The organism is Pseudomonas furukawaii (assembly GCF_002355475.1).
Classification (GTDB): domain Bacteria; phylum Pseudomonadota; class Gammaproteobacteria; order Pseudomonadales; family Pseudomonadaceae; genus Metapseudomonas; species Metapseudomonas furukawaii.
This window is the reverse complement of record NZ_AP014862.1, coordinates 5,788,007-5,804,057: the sequence shown is the minus strand read 5'-3', so window position 1 is coordinate 5,804,057 and position 16,051 is coordinate 5,788,007. Positions and strand designations below refer to the sequence as shown.

Here is a 16,051-nt window from a genome sequence, read left to right as displayed (position 1 = left end):
ACTTTCTACTCAGTCGTAATTATCAATCGTTTCAGGTCAACCTGAATCCTGATCTTCTGTTCGATACCGAACCCGGCCTGTTGTAACCAGTACCCACGTAGACGCAGCCAGGGCACGGGCCGCCAGTTTTGGCGGGGATCGCTTGGGTTCTTGCGTGGTGGATACCCATCGGCGGCGATGGTGGCAAAACGTTCAGTTTTGGGCAGGGCTACCCTATGATCGGCCTTAGCCATGATCAGCTCCTTATTAGCTGCTTGTGGTTAGCGGGCTGTTTGGGTTGCACCCCATTCGGCCCGCGCTCTTTTTAATCGCCGGATTTTGACCAGCGCGTTGCCTCGTATTTGATGATCATTCCGTCCAACAGTTCCTTGATAATGACTTTGTAAGCGCTCCATAAACCCCGTCTTCCTTTGACGAGTTGCCGTGATAATGATGTCAAATTCAAAGCGTCAATTGAGAAGGGTATGAGGAAGTATCTTGGAGAGTAGCCCTGTGAGATTAAATAGTAGAATGAGGTCTGAGATTTCTGGTTGTGATTTTTCTAAAATAATTATTCCTGATTCTCTATGGTTGATACTGGATGGTGGTTTCTTTTTAAAAGATGGATGTGTTTTTTTGAATGGGCTTTTTTCAGCTTCAGCATCTGTGGCGATCGGTGGTTTTTGCGATCGGACGGGTTTTGAATGTTTTGTTAACTCTCTCCATATTGATGATTTTGTTAGCGAAAATTATATTTGCCACGCAATCAATTTCTCAAGAGCCTTATTGCTGGCCTGGAAAAGGAATGGAGGTGGTGAGATTAGGATGATTGTGAGCGGGGATGATCTTGAGGCGGTTTGTAGATTTCATATGGTTAGAGTTGGAGAGAACTGGATTTCAGATGATTTGAATAGTTATGAAGAAGCCATAATGGTCATCGATTCAAGTCGGCTTGATGAGCTCGAAGAATTACTACACCTTGCCTGACAGAAAGGGGGTGATAGGCTGGCTGCGGGTTTGGCGGAAACTGGCTCTGAATTTATCCCGATCTACGGAGATGCCAAGTCATTCGCGGAGGCAGAGAGTGGATTCGATTATCTGATTGCAGTCCTAGGTATCGCTCCGGGTGTTGGAGACGCTGGCTCTCAGGTGCTCAAGAAGGCCAAGGCGCTCTATCATGAAGGAGAGGTTAAGGCAGCTGCTGATCTTGTAGAGTCGGTTGCTGCTGGCGCAAAAGAAACTGGTGGGGCAATAACTAAAATTTCGGATGAAATGAAGGCTAGTCCTTATCATCCAGACTGGCAGCGTTACACGAGTGATATTCCTAGAGACCTTGGTTCTGCTTTCAATAGTTCGGCTACTCCTGATGGTAAGCCTTTGACTACTCATGCATTTGAAAGCTTAAATCGTCATGGCTTTAAAGATCTTCAGCAAGTTGATAATATAATTAATAATGCGACACATAAAATTGTGCAGAGAGATGGTGCGACTGTCTTTGTACAGAAAACGGGTGTTGGTAGTAAGGCAAGATATAGTCTTGTTGTGGAAGGTGAAAAAGGAATTGTCACTGGTATGCGTAACTTCACAAAACAAGAAGTAAAAAATATGGCGCGTAACCAAGGTTGGGAGGATTTACCTTTTTAAATGAATAAGTTATTAGATATTTCGCTTAAAACAGAAGCTGGGGTCTTAATATTTTCACCTGTCGGGGTGCATAAAAGTGAGGGCGTATTTGACTTCAATATTGTCTGTGCCTTAGCTAAGAGGTTTTCTGGATTTTTGCCAGGAAGCTTTACGTGCAGATTATACCGCAGTGATATAGAAAGATTGGTTTCCTACTTTGATAGTCATGTACGAGGCTTGATGGTTGGAGAGCTGAAGGAGTCGCCTCCTTATGTACCTTTGGAAGGTGATATGCAAATAAAATGTTTGGATGGTGATGTGGTTGATTTGTCTGATGGGTACTTTTCGATAAGTGTATTATTTAATTGCGGTAAAGCTGGTGAGCTTTCTTCTAATACATATTTTGGGCTTGAGACTGTTGTTGATTTGACTGATTTAAATGAGTTTTGTGAGGGGCTGAAAATCTTAATTTTGTAGTGAAAGATAATCCCCCGGCTTTCGTCGGGGATTATTTTTATTGCTCCGCCGTAATTGCCAGGCATCCTTTCATTACTCGAACTTTAACGTTCTCGGTCACCTCATACCCTGAGCAAACGCGAGGATCTGCTGATCGCTTTTATCCGCTGGTGTGACGAACGTGGTTTGACTCTGCCGCAGGAGATTACTCGGCCGACTTTGGAGTGTTACTAGCGGCATCTTTTTGTGTATCAAGAAGCCGACGGCGAACCGCTGTCGGCCCGCGGCCAAACAGAACGAACCATGCCGATACGGGTGTGGTTTAAATGACTGACCAAGAGCAGTCGTCTGCTTTATAACCCCGCTGCCGACCTCGATCTGCCGAGGATGGAACAGCGCTTGCCGATACATATTCTGAGCAGCGACGAGGTGGACAAAATCTTCAACGTGCCGGACGTGGCCATCTTCACCGGCGTGTGTGACCGGACCATGTTGGAAACGCTTTACAGCACCGGCATGCGCCGCATGGAACTTATTAACTTGAGCTGGAGCAGCATTGATTACGAACGTGGGACGGTGATGATTCGCCAGGGAAAAGGCAAAAAAGACCGGATGATCACCCATCGGTGAACGTCTTGCCAGGATGTATTTCGATGACAGCATTCCGTCGCTGTTCAAGAAGGATCTGCATCGCTATCAACTGCAAAACACCAGCGCAATAAGCGCGCTGACTCAGGTCGGGACGCAGCTTTCTCTCGAAGGCAAAGGGCTTTCGGCAGAAAATGCGGGCTTACTCAGCAGCATACTGGCGGCAGCGGGCGGGCTATTTGGTCCAAAAGGAGTTCCAGAGCTTGTCGAAGGTGCTCATTCACTTGTAGGTGCCAATCGTGCGGTCATTGATCCGCGCAAGCTAACGGATTATGCATTGAATCCAGATCACCCCGTTGGTGGTAACAAGGCTCGTGTCTTTGAATCTGTGCTTGGATTTACGAAGGGTAACTCGGATCTGCTGATGAAGCAGCTTCAGGAAGGGGTAATGAAAAACACACCAATTCCAGGGAAGGTAGATCAATATGGTGCTCGTTTTACTGTCGACATTCCTGTTGCAGGGCCGAATGGAAGTGCGGTCGTTAGAAGTGGGTGGATTTATAAGCCCGGCTCAAATACTCCAGAGTTGACAACAATTTTTGTGAAGTGGTTTCTATGTCTCTAGAAATTAATGAAGTCGTACGCTTGTTGGAGGACATTCCTTCTGAGGGCCTTTGTAGTGGTAGTCTCGGGGTGATAGTTGCCGTCTTCTCGGAGCCAGAGGAAGCTTATGAAGTTGAATTTTGCGATGAGGAAGGTGTCACTGTTGCGCAGTTGGCACTGAGATCATCACAGTTTGAGGTTGTGAAGTAATCCCTTTGGTCCAAAAGGGACGGACTCTGCATCGAGTGTGGCTCTTTTCGAGAGGCAGCGAGCAGGTTATGCAGCCCAAGAGATAAGAAATGCACAACCGGTCTGAAGTGCACTTAAAGATGACCCTCTTCATCGTGCTCCGAGTTATGTGATTGACCAGATTCCAGAGAAAGGACGGCTTTTTACTATTCGTGGCGGGGATGGAAAGTCGTATAACCTTACCCAGATGAAGGGGGCTGTGGATGGCAAGTCGGGGATATTCGAGTGGCTCGTCAATTCGAAGGGTGAGTTGACAAATCAGAGGTTTATCCCCGGCGGAAGAATTACGGGCGTGCCCAACCAGGCTCCAGCTAGATTGCCAAGATAAGAGGTCAGGTATGCATATAGTCCTAGATGGTGGATTCTGCCTTTCAGAAGCGCCTTGGTTGAACTGGGCAGATATTAATTACGGATTGCATCGTGGTTTTTTAAGTTCGACAGGAGTTGTTGACTATGCCGCTAAAAGCCTTTCTGCTGAATCTCCTGCGGAGCAGTATGAGCTGGCCTGCCTGACTGGCGATGATGCCAATGATGTTCAGGAGTGCGTTAGTCGCCTCGCAGTTAAGGATGTGCAAGATGTCAAGGGCTCAGAGAAGGCGTGGATGTTCTTGATTTTTCTGTGGGTCTTTATGAATAAGGATAGATATCAAGATCCATTGGGGGTTGTTGAAGAGCTATATGCGGATTTTGAGTATCCGGAGTCTGTTGCTCCTATTGTCCGGTATATGCCGGCGGCGGACCCTTATTTGGAGGGTGAGGATCAACTTTATAAAAATTGGTCCAATATGTTGGAGTTATTTAGAAAGGAGCTTCAGGCTAGTCGCTCCGGATAATTTGGTGCAAAAGGTAGCGCCGGCGCAGAAAGCGCTATCAATCAGGGCTGGCTCAATTCTTAGCTCTTGGCTGAGGAGGTGGCGAGCGGCCATGCATTCCAGAAGCATGTAGTCGAACGGCAAGAGTTTGCTGATCTTGGCATCAGCACAAAAAGCCAATTCCAAAGTTTTGTAGAAAAAATCGCTTCCAATCCAGCAATTGAGCGCCGCCAAGCTGTTGATGGTACGGTCTACTATCTTGATAGTTCGCCGAAGACCATTGCTATTCGAGGGCAGAGAGGTGAGGCTTGGCACTCGTACAGGGTCATTGAGTGCAAGGGACTTGCAGGCTCTTGGCCTAAAGGATTTGTCGATTAAGCTGAGCGCTCAGGCAGGGCGTGAGGTTGATTTCATGATTTATGAATCCGCCGCAACAGCCTCAAGTCGTGCTCCAGGCGTGGTTTTGCCGAAATGACTATTGCATATGATCTATATGGTGCGAAAGGGTTATGCCTTTCTTCTGCGAGAGAACGTGTGGAGAGAGTGTTGGGTGTTGCTTTCGAGGAAAGAGACAGTTCTTATCAAGGGGCTTACTATATGTGGGGTGAAAGTAATTCAGAGCATATTGTTCTCAAGGTGAATGTTGATCCTTTTGATGGTGGCCCGGTAGAGCAAAGCTGCCCGGACTATACGATATTGCTCTATGTGAATGCTACGGAGCGATCTTCTTATATAGAGGAAGCCATTAGGCAGGGTGGGGGGTTTAAGTTTATTAGGCATGAAGTGTTTTAAGGTGAAATAGGGGTGAGAATATGGGGTAAAAAAGGGGCATGTTTATTTTTCTACTCTAAGAATGAGCTGCAGTCAGCTCACACATCTGTACGGGGTAGGCTATTGTTCCCAGGATTGGGCGAATGTTGTTACCAAACTATCCACGATCCCATCGTGCAGCGAGGTCACAACCGGCAGGTTGTGTTTGCGGAGGTGGCAGCCGTTCAACGCTACTTGGCTGACCCTCGCGAATTTTGGCATCGAGGCGTATGCCTGTTGCTTGATGACCAATCTGATACCTCTATTGCCGAGGCTCCCAGTGACCCGCTGGTGAGGCCCGAGGACGACTGACCAGCGTACCGCTCACGCCAACTCGATCATCATCTTCAGCACGATGGGCGCGAACATCGAGACGGTGCCCAGGCCCGTCAGCCATATGCCCCATTCCTTCTCCCGGTTGCTGAACCCTATCCCCAGCAGCAGAAAACCCGAGATCAGCAGCACGATCATGAGGTGAAGGTCGTCCATCGGGGACTCCTTGTCCTGTGAGTTCGCCTGAAGGTTAGACCCCGGACGGCGCCGGCGCGCTGATCTGTGGCAAGGGCGTGGGGGTGGTAGCAATTTTCTTGACGAAGTTTTCACATCTTCACGGTCATAGTCCGACCAATTTACCTGCCCGCAAGGGCGTGAGAGGGACGGAACTTGATGTCGTCGAACGCACCCCGGGCCGAGGGACGGCCAGTCGACTGGGCCGGGCTGGGCTGGCTCTTTCTCTTCTTCTGGTACTTCTCCGGCGTGACCCAGATGCTGATCCAGGTGACCGGCACCAGTGGTTTCACCGGGTTTCGCCAGGCCTTCCTGCTGAGTGCGGTGTGGCTGGTCCCCGTGCTGCTGTTCCCCTCGCGTACCCGCAGCATCGCCGGTGTCCTCGGCCTGTTGCTCTGGCTCGCATCGTTGCCGGCCTTCGGCTATTTCCTGGTCTACGGGCAGGAGTTCTCCCAGAGCGTCATCTTCATCCTGTTCGAGTCGAACGTGGCCGAGGGCTCGGAGTACCTTGCGCAGTATTTCGCCTGGTGGATGGTGCCGGTCTTCCTCGCCTACGCGGCGGGCGCCGTGCTGCTCTGGACTCGCATCCGCCCGGTCTACTTGCCGAAACGCCGCGCGCTATTGGCGAGCCTGGCGGTACTGGCCGCCACCGTCGGCTACCCGGCGGTGAAGCAGGGGCTGGAGAACCCCACGTTCGCCATGGCCCGGGACAGCTTCGAGAAGCGCATGGAGCCGGCGGTGCCCTGGCAGCTCGTGGTGGGCTACCGTCAGTACCGCCAGCAACTGGCCGAGATGCATGACCTGCTGGAAGGCAACAAGCGCATCGCGCCGCTGGCCAACCTCAAGGACGAGAATGCCGCTCAGCCGGCGACCCTGGTGCTGGTGATCGGCGAGTCCACCAATCGTCAGCGCATGAGCCTCTACGGCTACCCACGCCCGACCACGCCGAACCTCGACCGCATCCGCGACCAGCTGGATGTGTTCGACAACGTCATTACGCCGCGCCCCTACACCATCGAGGCGTTGCAGCAGGTGCTGACCTTCGCCGACGAGCAGAACCCCGACCTCTACCTGAGCAAGCCGTCCCTGGTGAACCTGATGAAGCAGGCCGGCTACAAGACCTACTGGATCACCAACCAGCAGACGCTCACCAAGCGCAATACCATGCTCACCACCTTCTCCAAGCAGGCGGATGAGCAGTTCTACCTGAACAACAACCGCAACCAGAATGCCCGCCAGTACGACGACGATGTGCTGCCGCCGTTCGAGAAGGTCCTGGCCGACCCGGCGCCGCGCAAGTTCATCGTGGTCCACCTGCTGGGCACCCACATGAGCTACCAGTACCGCTATCCGCCGGAGTACGAGCGTTTCACCGACCGCCAGGGCGTGCCGGCCAGCGTCACCGACGACCAACTGCCCACCTACAACAGCTACGACAACGCCGTGCTGTTCAACGATCAGGTTGTGTCGAGCCTGATCCAGCGTTTCTCCAGCCAGCAGTCCAACGGTTTCCTGCTCTACCTGTCGGATCATGGCGAGGCGGTGTTCGATCCGGAGCACCCGGAGGTGTTGGGCCGCAACGAGGCGGCACCGACCGCGCCCATGTACACCATTCCCTTCATGCTCTGGCGTTCGCCGCAGTGGCGCGAGAGCCATCCCCTGGACCTGTCCGCCAACCTGGGCCGACCCTACAGCAGCTCCAGCTTCATCCACACCTGGTCCGACCTGGCGGGCATCCGCTTCGATGGCTTCGACCCGAGTCGCAGCCTGGTCAACAACGGGTTCCAGGCACGTCCGCTGCTGATCGGCGACCCTTACCGGCCCAAGGCCCTGATCGATTTCAGCCTGATCAAGCCCAAGGCCAGGCCCGCCGATATCGAGGTGGTCAGCGGCGCCCTGCCCGGCAAGCGCCCCCAGGGGTGATCCCGAATCTCCCCGCCGCTCTCCGGCGACTGCCGCGTGTCGCTGTCAAAGCGGTCTCCGCGTCGGTCGCCTGAGCAGGGCATTGTGAGAAAGGGCGCCGGCCCGGGGTGATGGGTTGAAGTAATCCTCCACTCGTGTTGTGGTCCCCTCCTCGAGCATCGCGGCCTTGTCGGGCCGCCCTGGTAAGGAGGAGAGGCACATGAACCTGGAGAAGATTCGTCGGATCATCATCGAACCGGCCCTGGACCTGCTGCCGCCGGGGTTGGGCGGCAATCGTGCCGAGCTGATGTTGCTGGCCATCGGTCTTGAGGAAAGCGACTTCCTCGAACGACGCCCGGCATCGGGGCCCGAGCGTGGCTTCTGGCGCATGGGGCCGGAGGACGACATGGTCGGCGCCGTGTTGCGGCATCCGGGGACCGCGCCCCTGGCGGTGGCGGCCTGCGACCTTCGCAGCGTGCCGCCCATCGAGGAACGGGTATTCGCCGAGCTGGAGCATGACGACCTGCTGGCCGCGGTCTTCGCTCGCCTGCGATTGCATGTCGAGGGCGAGCGCCTGCCCGCCGTGGGGGAGGTGGCGGAAGCCTGGGACCTGTATTGCCGGGCCTGGTGCCCGGCGACCCGCGATCGGCGGGGGTGGGATCGACACTACGCGCGGGCCATGGATGCCCTCGGGGTGATCGCCTGAGGCCGAACCGAGGTGGAGCGGTCCGATTGGGGCCACGTCCAGGACGCCTCGCCGGGTTGACCGGCGGGGCGTTTTTGTCTGTAGTTCGCCTGCGCCGTCCAGCGCCTTTCCCATTCCCTCTGCAAGGACCCACCATGGCCGGAGCCAGCCTGCTGACCCTGATCGACGATATCGCGACCCTGCTCGATGACATTTCGGTGATGACCAAGGTCGCCGCCAAGAAGACCGCCGGGGTCCTGGGGGATGACCTGGCGTTGAACGCCCAGCAGGTCAGCGGCGTTCGGGCCGACCGGGAGTTGCCGGTGGTCTGGGCGGTGGCCAGGGGGTCGATGCTGAACAAGGCCATCCTGGTGCCCGCCGCATTGCTCATCAGTGCCTTCGCGCCCTGGGCTGTGGTGCCGCTGCTGATGTTGGGGGGCGCCTTCCTCTGTTTCGAGGGGTTCGAGAAGCTGGCCCACAAGTGGCTGCACAGCCGCGAGGAGGACGAGCACGCCCATGCGGCGAGAACCGAGGCCCTGGCCGACCCGGAACTGGACCTGGTGGCCATGGAGAAGGACAAGATCAAGGGGGCCATCCGCACCGACTTCATCCTGTCCGCCGAGATCATCGTCATCACCCTCGGCACCGTGTCCGCCGCGCCCTTCGGAACCCAGGTGGCGGTACTGGTGGGGATTGCCCTGATCATGACCGTCGGTGTCTACGGACTGGTCGCCGGTATCGTCAAGCTGGACGACCTGGGCTTCTACCTGGTGCGTCAGCAGGGCGATGCGGCGCGGACCCTGGGTCGCGGCATCCTCGCCGCCGCCCCCTGGATGATGAAGGGGCTCTCGGTGCTGGGTACCGCCGCCATGTTCCTGGTGGGCGGCAGCATCATCCTGCACGGCATTCCGGCCGCTCATCACCTCCTGGAGCCCCTGCTGGCGGCGGCCGGTGGCCTGTCCTGGCTGGTGCAGGTCCTGGTGGACGGCCTTGCCGGCATCCTCGCCGGGGCGCTGGTACTGGCGGCGGTGAGCCTGGCGAAGCGGGTGATCTCCGCCGCCAGGGGCTGATCCGGACTGCGGGCCGGGTTCCCCGGCTTCGAATGAATGCGCGTCCTTACGGCCCGTCATCGCCTGGACTAGTCTGAACATCCCGGACCCCAGGGTTAGCCAGCATGCTCGATGCGCCCCATGACGACGGATTCTGGCGGGATGCCACGCGGGACAAGGCGGAGGAGCCCGAGCTCCGGCCGGCGCTGGAGGCGCGGGCGCGTTGCGGCGTGCCGATGCAGGGGTTCTGCCTGAAGAAGTGCCGGCTGGCCGGGCTCGACCTGGTGCATCGCGGCAGCCATGCCGGCTATGACCTGTCCGGGAGCGATCTCTACCGGGCCGACCTGCGCGGGGCCCATCTCTTCGCCATCAACCTGCGGGGCGCCTCCCTGATGAAGGCCGACCTGCGGGATGCCAATCTCCATTGCGCCGACCTTCGGGACGCCAACCTGCTGGGGGTGAAGCTCACGGGTGCGCGCCTGGATAACGTGCGCTGGGGGGATCGGGTGCTGCAGGAACGTCAGGCCCGGGAGGCCCGCCGCAGCGGCCAGCCGGCCCTGGTGCTGGACCTGTTGCAGCAGGCCGAGGAGGTCTACCGCAACCTGCGCATCGAGTTGGAAAGGGCGGGGTTGTTCGAGGAGGCCGGCCGCTTCTTCTATCGCGAAATGGTCATGCGCCGCCTGCAGATGCCGCGCTGGTCGGGTCAGCGGCTGTTTTCCTGGCTGGTGGACCTGTTCTGCGGCTACGGCGAGCAACCGGTCAGGGTGGTGCTGTTCTCGCTCGGGTTCGTGCTGGTCTGCGCCTTGCTGTACTTCATGGTGGGCGTGTACCACGGCGAGGTACGCCTGGCCTTCTCGCTGGAGCAGGACCTGCGCACCAACCTGGAGGCACTGGGGGCCTGCATGTACTACAGCGTGGTGACCTTCACCACGCTCGGCTACGGGGACATCGTCCCTCTCGGGCTGGCGCGGCCGCTCGCCGCCTTCGAGGCCTTTGTCGGCAGCTTCACCATGGCGCTGTTCGTGGTGGTGTTCGTGAAGAAGATGACCCGCTGAGCGATGGGCCTTCAGTCCTTCGGCTTGAAGGCGCAGTAGCCGGGGCGCGGGCCGATGCGCGGGTGATTGCGGCAGGTGTCCGGGCGCTTGTCGTAGACGGTGCAGAGCCGGCTCTTGCGGTCGAGGAAGTAGCAGTCGTTGTTGCCCATGCGGGTCAGGGTGAAGATGCCGGTCTTCTGGTTGTAGCGCTCCACCACGCCATCCTTCATCAGCCGTTTCGCGATGTTCTTCGGCGGTTCGCCACGCTCGAACTCGGCCACCAGTTCCAGGCGGATCAGGTCGTTCAGGCGCGCTTCCACCGGCATGGTGCAGCAGCTGGAGACACAGGCGTGGCACATGGTCTTGTCGTACTTGATCCAGGTGTCCGTCCGGTCGAGGTCGGCACCGACGATCATCAGGGTCTTCATGGTCGGGAAACAGGCGTGGGGGAGGAGGGCGCGAATCATAGCGGTGCCGGTGAAAAAGTGAACAATTTTCCGCCGAGAAGTACGAAATTTCCCTTTGTCTTCTCGTATTTGCCCCGGCAACCAGGTGGCATGTAGGAATCTTCTGTGTCTGTGATCGATATGGCAGGCGTCTCTATTGGGACCGTGCTGCATCTCCTGTAGCGTCTGGTCCACACCGTGCCGCCATGGAGGCGAGCCGGGTCCTCACCTCTTCGAGATAACGCTGCATGCAATGGATCTTCATGCTGGTTGGCCTGGTGCTCGGCGCCGGGCTCGATGAAAGCGTCATCGGTACCCTGCTCGGCGGTCTGCTGGGCCTGGGCGTGGGACAAGCCATTCGCCTGCAGGGGCTGGCCCGGGAGAACGCCCTGTTGCGCAAGGCCCTGGAAGGCCTCGCCACTCGCTTCGACGCGACCACCCGAGGCCTCGACGGGCGCCTGCTCAAGCTGGAGCAGGGCCCATCCGATTCCTCGATGCGGCCTCAGGAGACGCCCGCTGTCGATACGGCGGCGGCGGAGGCACCCGCAACCCCGCCCGACGCCGAGGACGAGCTGGTCTGGGAGCTGCCGGCCGAGCTGCTGGATGAGCCCGCACCGACGGCACAGGTCCCGCCCCCGGTGGCGACGGCTCCCAATGCCGACGCCTGGGGCCGTGAAGGACAGGCCGCTTCGGCCCGCCCGCGACCGAGCGAACCGCCCAAGCCCCGCCAGCCGTCCCTGCTGGCGCGGGGCGTCGCTGTCGCCCGGGACTGGCTGCTGGGCGGCAACACCGTCCTGCGTGTCGGCGTGGTGTTGCTGTTCCTCGGCCTGGCGTTCCTGCTGCGTTATGCCACCGAAGGCATGGTGGTGCCGGTGGAGGTGCGATATGCCGGTGTGGCACTGGCCGCCATCGCCCTGCTGGGGCTCGGCTGGTGGCTGCGCCGACGCAATCCGAGTTACGGGCTGATGCTCCAAGGCGCGGGGATCGCCGTGCTCTACCTGACGGTATTCGCCGCCATGCGCCTGCATCCCTTGCTGGAGCCGGAAATGGCCTTCGCGCTGCTGGTGGCCGTCACCCTGTTCTCGGCCATCCTCGCCGTCGCCCAGGATGCCCTGGGCCTGGCCGCCGCAGCCGCGCTGGGCGGCTTCGCGGCGCCCATCCTCACCTCCAGCGGCAGCGGCGACCACGTGGCGCTGTTCAGCTATTTCGCGCTGCTGAACGCCGGCATCCTCGCCATCGCCTGGTTCAAGACCTGGCGGCTGCTGAACCTGATCGGCTTCGTCGGCACCTTCGGCATCGGCTTCGCCTGGGGACTGCGCGCCTATCGACCGGAGCTGTTCGCCACCACCGAACCTTTCCTGGTGCTGTTCTTCCTGATGTACGTGGGCATCGGCCTGCTCTTCGCCCGGCGCAAGCTGCTGGAGTCCTCCGACGCCCCGGAGGAGCGGGGCGAGTTGCTGCGCTGGTCGGCGCGCCAGGGCGATGGGGTGGATGGCACCGTGCTGTTCGGACCGCCCATCATCGGCTTCGGCCTGCAGGTGGCCCTGGTCCGTCCTTTCGAGTTCGGCGCCGCCTTCAGTGCGCTCGCCCTCGGCCTCTTCTACCTGGTGCTGGCGCGTACCCTGACGGGGCGGGTCGGCGGTCGGGCGCTGCTGCTGGTGGAAACCTGCCTGGCCCTGGGCGTGGTGTTCGGCAGCCTGGCCATTCCGCTGGGGCTGGATGCCCGCTGGACCTCGGCGGCCTGGGCGGTGGAGGGCGCCGGTATCTACTGGCTGGGGCTGCGTCAGGGCCGGCCGCTGGCCCGGGCCTTCGCCCTGCTGCTGCAACTGGGCGCGGCCCTGGCCTTCCTCGGCAGCCTGGATCCCGGTGTCGGCACCCTGTTGCAAGGCTCGCCGCTCGGGGCGCTGATGCTCGGTGCGGCGCTGCTCTTCGTCTTCTGGCAGGTCCGGGGTGCGCCGGAAGCGGCGGTCAAGCCGCTGGAGCGGCGATTCCACTGGGTCCCGGCCTGCCTCGGGCTGACCTTTCTCTACCTGATGGCGCCGCTGTCCCTGGCCGCCGAAGGCACCGCCATCGCCTGGGCCCTGGCGGGCCTGGCCACCCTGTACGCCGGCCTGCGGCTGGGTTCGCGCACCTTCCTCTTCAGCGCCTTCGCGGTGCAGTTGCTGGGTGGCGCGGTATTCCTGCTGGATCTGGAGGGCTCCGGGCTGGGCAGCGGCGCGGCGCCGGGCTGGCGCGGGTTGGTGGTGGCCTCGTTGATCGGTCTGGCGCTGATCGGCGGGATGCTGCTGGCCGCGCGACACCCCCTGGCGCGCGGCGACGTCCGTCTGTTGCGGGGCCTGTCCCTGGTGCTGCTGATCGGCCTGGCCTTCGTCAACCTGGCGGTGCTCTTCGTCCTGCCCTGGCGTTCGGCCGCCGCGGTCTGGGGCGGCAGCGGCCTGCTGATCCTCTGGCTCAGCCTGCGCCTGCAACAGCGCGCCGGGTTCTGGTTCGGGCTCTTCCTGCAACTGCTGGGCGGCCTGAGCTTCCTGGCCGTGAGCCCGCTGTTGCTGGGGCAACTGCCCAGCGAGGGATTGCGGCCACTGGCCCACGCCGGGTTCTGGACGCCCCTGGTGCTCGCTGTGGCGGCCTTCGTCGGCGCCTGGACGCTGCAGCGCGTGGCCCGTCATGCGCCAGACCTGGGGAACTTGAGCCTGAACGCCCTGGCCAGTCTGTTGCTGGCCTGGAGTACGGGCTGGTGGGGCCTGGCCTGGGTGTCGGAAATCGCCCGTTTCGCCGCGTCCGGCCAGGCGATTCCCCAGATCCTGCTTCTGGCGGCCGCCAGCGTCGCCTTCTGCACCTGGCTGGCCGGTCGCGAGTCCTGGCGGGCCTTGGCGCTGCTTTGCCTGTTGCTGGTCCCGGTGGGGCTGGTGGCGTTGCTGCTGGCCTGGGAGCCGCGTTATCACCCGGCGGCGAATCTCGGCTGGGCGGCCTGGGGTGCGTTGTTCGCGATCCATCTGCTGGCGCTGCGGCGCCTGGATGCCGTGTTGCCGAGCGGAGCGCGTTCGGCCGCCCATGTGCTGGGCTGCTGGTTGCTGCTCGGGGTGCTGGCGCTGGAGTTGCGCTACCTGTTGATGCTGCTGTCGGAGCAGTACAACGCCTGGCGCTGGCTCGGCTGGGCGCTGCTGCCGAGTGCCTGGCTGCTGCTGGTGGCGACCCGCCCGGGACTGCCCTGGCCCTTGTCGGCCTATCCGCGCGAGTACCGTTTCTGGGCTTCCCTGCCCCTGGCGGGGCTGATGCTCGCCTGGTTCTGGATCGCCAACGCCTGGAGCGACGGGCGCGCCGATCCGCTGCCCTATCTGCCCCTGGTCAACCCGTTGGAGCTGGGGCTGCTGTTCGCCCTGCTGGGCATCTGCCTCTGGGTTCGGGACTGCCTGCCGCGCTTCAACGGATGGGCGCTGCCGGGCTGGCTCCTGCCGGTGATGGGCGGGGCTTCGCTCTTCGCCCTGGCCACAGCGGCGGTGTTCCGTGGCGCCCACCACTGGGGCGGTGTGCCCTACGAACTCGATGCGCTGCTGGAGTCCATGCGGGTGCAGGCCGGACTGTCCATCGTCTGGACCAGCATCGCCCTCGGCCTGATGGTGGGCGGGCACCTGCGTTCCCGGCGCGAGCTCTGGCTGGTGGGGGCGGCGCTGATCGCGCTGGTGGTGGCCAAGCTGTTCTTCGTCGAACTGGGCAACCGCGGGGGGCTCGAGCGCATCGTGTCTTTCATCGGCGTCGGCGTCCTGCTGCTGGTCGTCGGCTATTTCGCGCCGCTGCCGCCCAGGCGCGAGGAACCTGAACAGGAACGGATCAACGCATGATCAGACGGCTCAATCCGGCGCGCTCCTGCCTCGCCCTGCTGGCGGGTCTCGCATTCGTCAGTCCTTCGACCCTGGCGGCCTTGCAGCCGGACGATTTCCCCACCCGCGTGGAGCTGCGCCTCGACGGGGAGGGCCCCTGGTACCGGCTCGACCTGCCCATGGCGCTGCATTTTTCCGCACGCCATGCCGATCTGCGTGACCTGCGGGTATTCAATGCCGAAGGTGAAACCCTGGCCTATGCCTTGACGCGCAGCGGTGCCGACGAGCGCCGGGCCCTGCAGGAGCACGCCCTGCGACGCTTTCCGCTGAAGGGCGCGGCGGAAGGCGGCGCGGTGCCCAGCGTGCGGGTGGAGCGCAGCACCACGGGCACCCTGGTCCAGGTGCTTCCGGAGGAGCCGGCGCCCATGGGCGAGCAGGTCCGGGGCTGGCTGCTGGACGCCAGCGGCGTGAAGGGTGTCCTGGAGTCCCTGAACCTCGACTGGAAGGGGGGCGGGGAGGGCTTCCAGCGTTTCCGCATCGAGGCCAGCGACGACCTGCAGCACTGGCAGTCCTGGGGGGAGGGGCAGGTGGCTCGGCTGGCCTTTGCCGACCAGCGTATCGATCAACGCGATGTCGACCTGCCTGGGCGGAGCGCCCGCTACCTGCGCCTGCTCTGGGAGAGCCCGTCGGTGGCGCCGGAGCTGACGGCCGCGGTGGTGCGTGCCAGCCGTGAAAGCCAGCCGACCGCCATGGCCTGGTCGGCTCCGCTGGAGCCTGTGAGTGTGGAGCCTGACCAGTATCGCTGGGAATTGCCCCTGGGCTTGCCCATCGAGCGCCTGCGCGTCGCCGTGGAGCGTCCGGGGAGTCTGCTGCCGGTCCGGGTGGAGGCCCGTCGTGAAGGGGCGCCACAGTGGCAGCCGCTGGCGTCCGGCCTGCTCTACCGGCTCCCCGAAGAGGGGCGGGAGGTGGCGCAGGAGTCCATCGACCTGCCAGGCTGGATGCCGGTGAAGGAGCTGCGCCTCAGCGTCGACCCGCGCGCCGGTGGATTCGGCCGGCAGGTGCCCCGGCTGGAGGTGGGGATGCACGTGACCCGGCTGGTGTTCCTCGCTCGCGGCACGCCGCCCTTCACCCTGGCCCTGGGCAACGCCGACGCGCGGCACGAGGCGCTGCCCCTGACAACCCTGGTGCCCGGATTCGAACCTGCGCGCCTGGACGCCATGGGACGGGCCGAGGTCGTGGACCTTCCACGCCAGGCCGGTGCGGGGGCGGCGAAGCACCCGGAGGGCGGGCGGGTTCCCTGGAAGCGCGTGGGGCTCTGGGCCGTGCTGCTGGCCGGCGTCGCCCTGCTGGGGGCCATGGCCTGGAGCCTGCTGCGCCGACCGGCGGAGGAGCGTTGAGGCGAGCGACGAGTTCCCGGCGGTGATGCTGGCTTTTTGATGTATCTTTGTCCCGTCAGTCAACCGGCCGCAACGCGGCCTACTTGCCAGGTC

The 16,051-nt window shown here is 61.1% G+C and carries 17 protein-coding genes and 1 pseudogene; 15 read left to right on the top strand and 3 right to left on the bottom strand.

The annotated features are described in order from the left end of the window. Positions 1–5: 5 nt before the first annotated feature. Positions 6–233, bottom strand: coding sequence for a SymE family type I addiction module toxin (locus KF707C_RS26890; protein WP_036993244.1), 228 nt, complete (start codon positions 231–233; stop codon positions 6–8). 244 nt (positions 234–477) lie between these two features. Between KF707C_RS26890 and KF707C_RS29240 the strand changes: the two genes are divergently transcribed. The 9 genes and pseudogenes from KF707C_RS29240 to KF707C_RS29880 all read left to right on the top strand — a co-directional run. Continuing rightward, positions 478–966, top strand: a complete 489-nt coding sequence (locus KF707C_RS29240; RefSeq protein WP_131679685.1) for a hypothetical protein — start codon at positions 478–480, stop codon at positions 964–966. Between the two features lie 162 nt (positions 967–1,128). After that, complete coding sequence (locus KF707C_RS29235; protein ID WP_131679684.1) at positions 1,129–1,623, top strand: hypothetical protein; 495 nt, start codon at positions 1,129–1,131, stop codon at positions 1,621–1,623. Beyond that, positions 1,624–2,079 carry a hypothetical protein gene (locus KF707C_RS29230; protein ID WP_131679683.1) on the top strand — a complete coding sequence of 152 codons (456 nt, stop codon included), beginning with the start codon at positions 1,624–1,626 and terminating at the stop codon, positions 2,077–2,079. 366 nt (positions 2,080–2,445) lie between these two features. Beyond that, positions 2,446–2,688 carry a tyrosine-type recombinase/integrase gene (locus KF707C_RS26885; protein WP_003453316.1) on the top strand — a complete coding sequence of 81 codons (243 nt, stop codon included), beginning with the start codon at positions 2,446–2,448 and terminating at the stop codon, positions 2,686–2,688. A 13-nt stretch (positions 2,689–2,701) separates the two neighbouring features. Next, complete coding sequence (locus tag KF707C_RS29225) at positions 2,702–3,271, top strand: DUF6883 domain-containing protein (RefSeq protein WP_131679682.1); 570 nt, start codon at positions 2,702–2,704, stop codon at positions 3,269–3,271. Beyond that, positions 3,262–3,459: a DUF4926 domain-containing protein gene (locus tag KF707C_RS30195; RefSeq protein ID WP_081608096.1), complete on the top strand. Its 198-nt coding sequence runs from the start codon at positions 3,262–3,264 to the stop codon at positions 3,457–3,459. The genes KF707C_RS29225 and KF707C_RS30195 overlap by 10 nt, the downstream gene beginning before the upstream one ends. Before the next feature lie 377 nt (positions 3,460–3,836). Continuing rightward, on the top strand, positions 3,837–4,331 hold the full coding sequence (locus KF707C_RS26875; protein WP_081608095.1) for a DUF2247 family protein: 495 nt from the start codon (positions 3,837–3,839) through the stop codon (positions 4,329–4,331). A 450-nt stretch (positions 4,332–4,781) separates the two neighbouring features. Next, on the top strand, positions 4,782–5,102 hold the full coding sequence (locus KF707C_RS26870; protein WP_081608094.1) for a hypothetical protein: 321 nt from the start codon (positions 4,782–4,784) through the stop codon (positions 5,100–5,102). Positions 5,103–5,224: 122 nt separating this feature from the next. Next, positions 5,225–5,388 (top strand): annotated as a pseudogene (locus tag KF707C_RS29880) (transposase); the annotation flags it as partial. A 56-nt stretch (positions 5,389–5,444) separates the two neighbouring features. Here the strand turns inward: KF707C_RS29880 and KF707C_RS29505 are convergent. Next, positions 5,445–5,609: a hypothetical protein gene (locus tag KF707C_RS29505; protein ID WP_003453314.1), complete on the bottom strand. Its 165-nt coding sequence runs from the start codon at positions 5,607–5,609 to the stop codon at positions 5,445–5,447. Positions 5,610–5,786: 177 nt separating this feature from the next. On the opposite strand from KF707C_RS29505, the gene cptA reads away from it, so the two are divergent. The 4 genes from cptA to KF707C_RS26850 all read left to right on the top strand — a co-directional run bounded on the left by cptA (position 5,787) and on the right by KF707C_RS26850 (position 10,318). After that, positions 5,787–7,550, top strand: coding sequence for a phosphoethanolamine transferase CptA (gene cptA, locus KF707C_RS26865; RefSeq protein WP_003453312.1), 1,764 nt, complete (start codon positions 5,787–5,789; stop codon positions 7,548–7,550). Positions 7,551–7,749: 199 nt separating this feature from the next. After that, on the top strand, positions 7,750–8,235 hold the full coding sequence (locus KF707C_RS29875) for a hypothetical protein (protein WP_003453310.1): 486 nt from the start codon (positions 7,750–7,752) through the stop codon (positions 8,233–8,235). A gap of 134 nt (positions 8,236–8,369) precedes the next feature. Further along, positions 8,370–9,284, top strand: a complete 915-nt coding sequence (locus KF707C_RS26855) for a DUF808 domain-containing protein (RefSeq protein ID WP_003453308.1) — start codon at positions 8,370–8,372, stop codon at positions 9,282–9,284. A 104-nt stretch (positions 9,285–9,388) separates the two neighbouring features. Beyond that, entirely contained in the window at positions 9,389–10,318 is a 930-nt protein-coding gene (locus KF707C_RS26850) for a pentapeptide repeat-containing protein (RefSeq protein ID WP_003453306.1), read from the top strand. A gap of 11 nt (positions 10,319–10,329) precedes the next feature. Here the strand turns inward: KF707C_RS26850 and KF707C_RS26845 are convergent, their stop codons facing one another. Next, on the bottom strand, positions 10,330–10,725 hold the full coding sequence (locus KF707C_RS26845; RefSeq protein ID WP_036993297.1) for a YkgJ family cysteine cluster protein: 396 nt from the start codon (positions 10,723–10,725) through the stop codon (positions 10,330–10,332). Positions 10,726–10,991: 266 nt separating this feature from the next. Here KF707C_RS26845 and KF707C_RS26840 point away from each other — a divergent pair, with 266 nt between their 5' ends. Together KF707C_RS26840 and KF707C_RS26835 are read left to right on the top strand one after the other, a co-directional pair. Next, complete coding sequence (locus tag KF707C_RS26840; RefSeq protein ID WP_036993232.1) at positions 10,992–14,582, top strand: DUF2339 domain-containing protein; 3,591 nt, start codon at positions 10,992–10,994, stop codon at positions 14,580–14,582. Beyond that, entirely contained in the window at positions 14,579–15,958 is a 1,380-nt protein-coding gene (locus tag KF707C_RS26835; RefSeq protein WP_003453297.1) for a DUF3999 domain-containing protein, read from the top strand. Before KF707C_RS26840 ends, KF707C_RS26835 begins: the two co-directional genes overlap by 4 nt. Positions 15,959–16,051 lie beyond the last annotated feature (93 nt).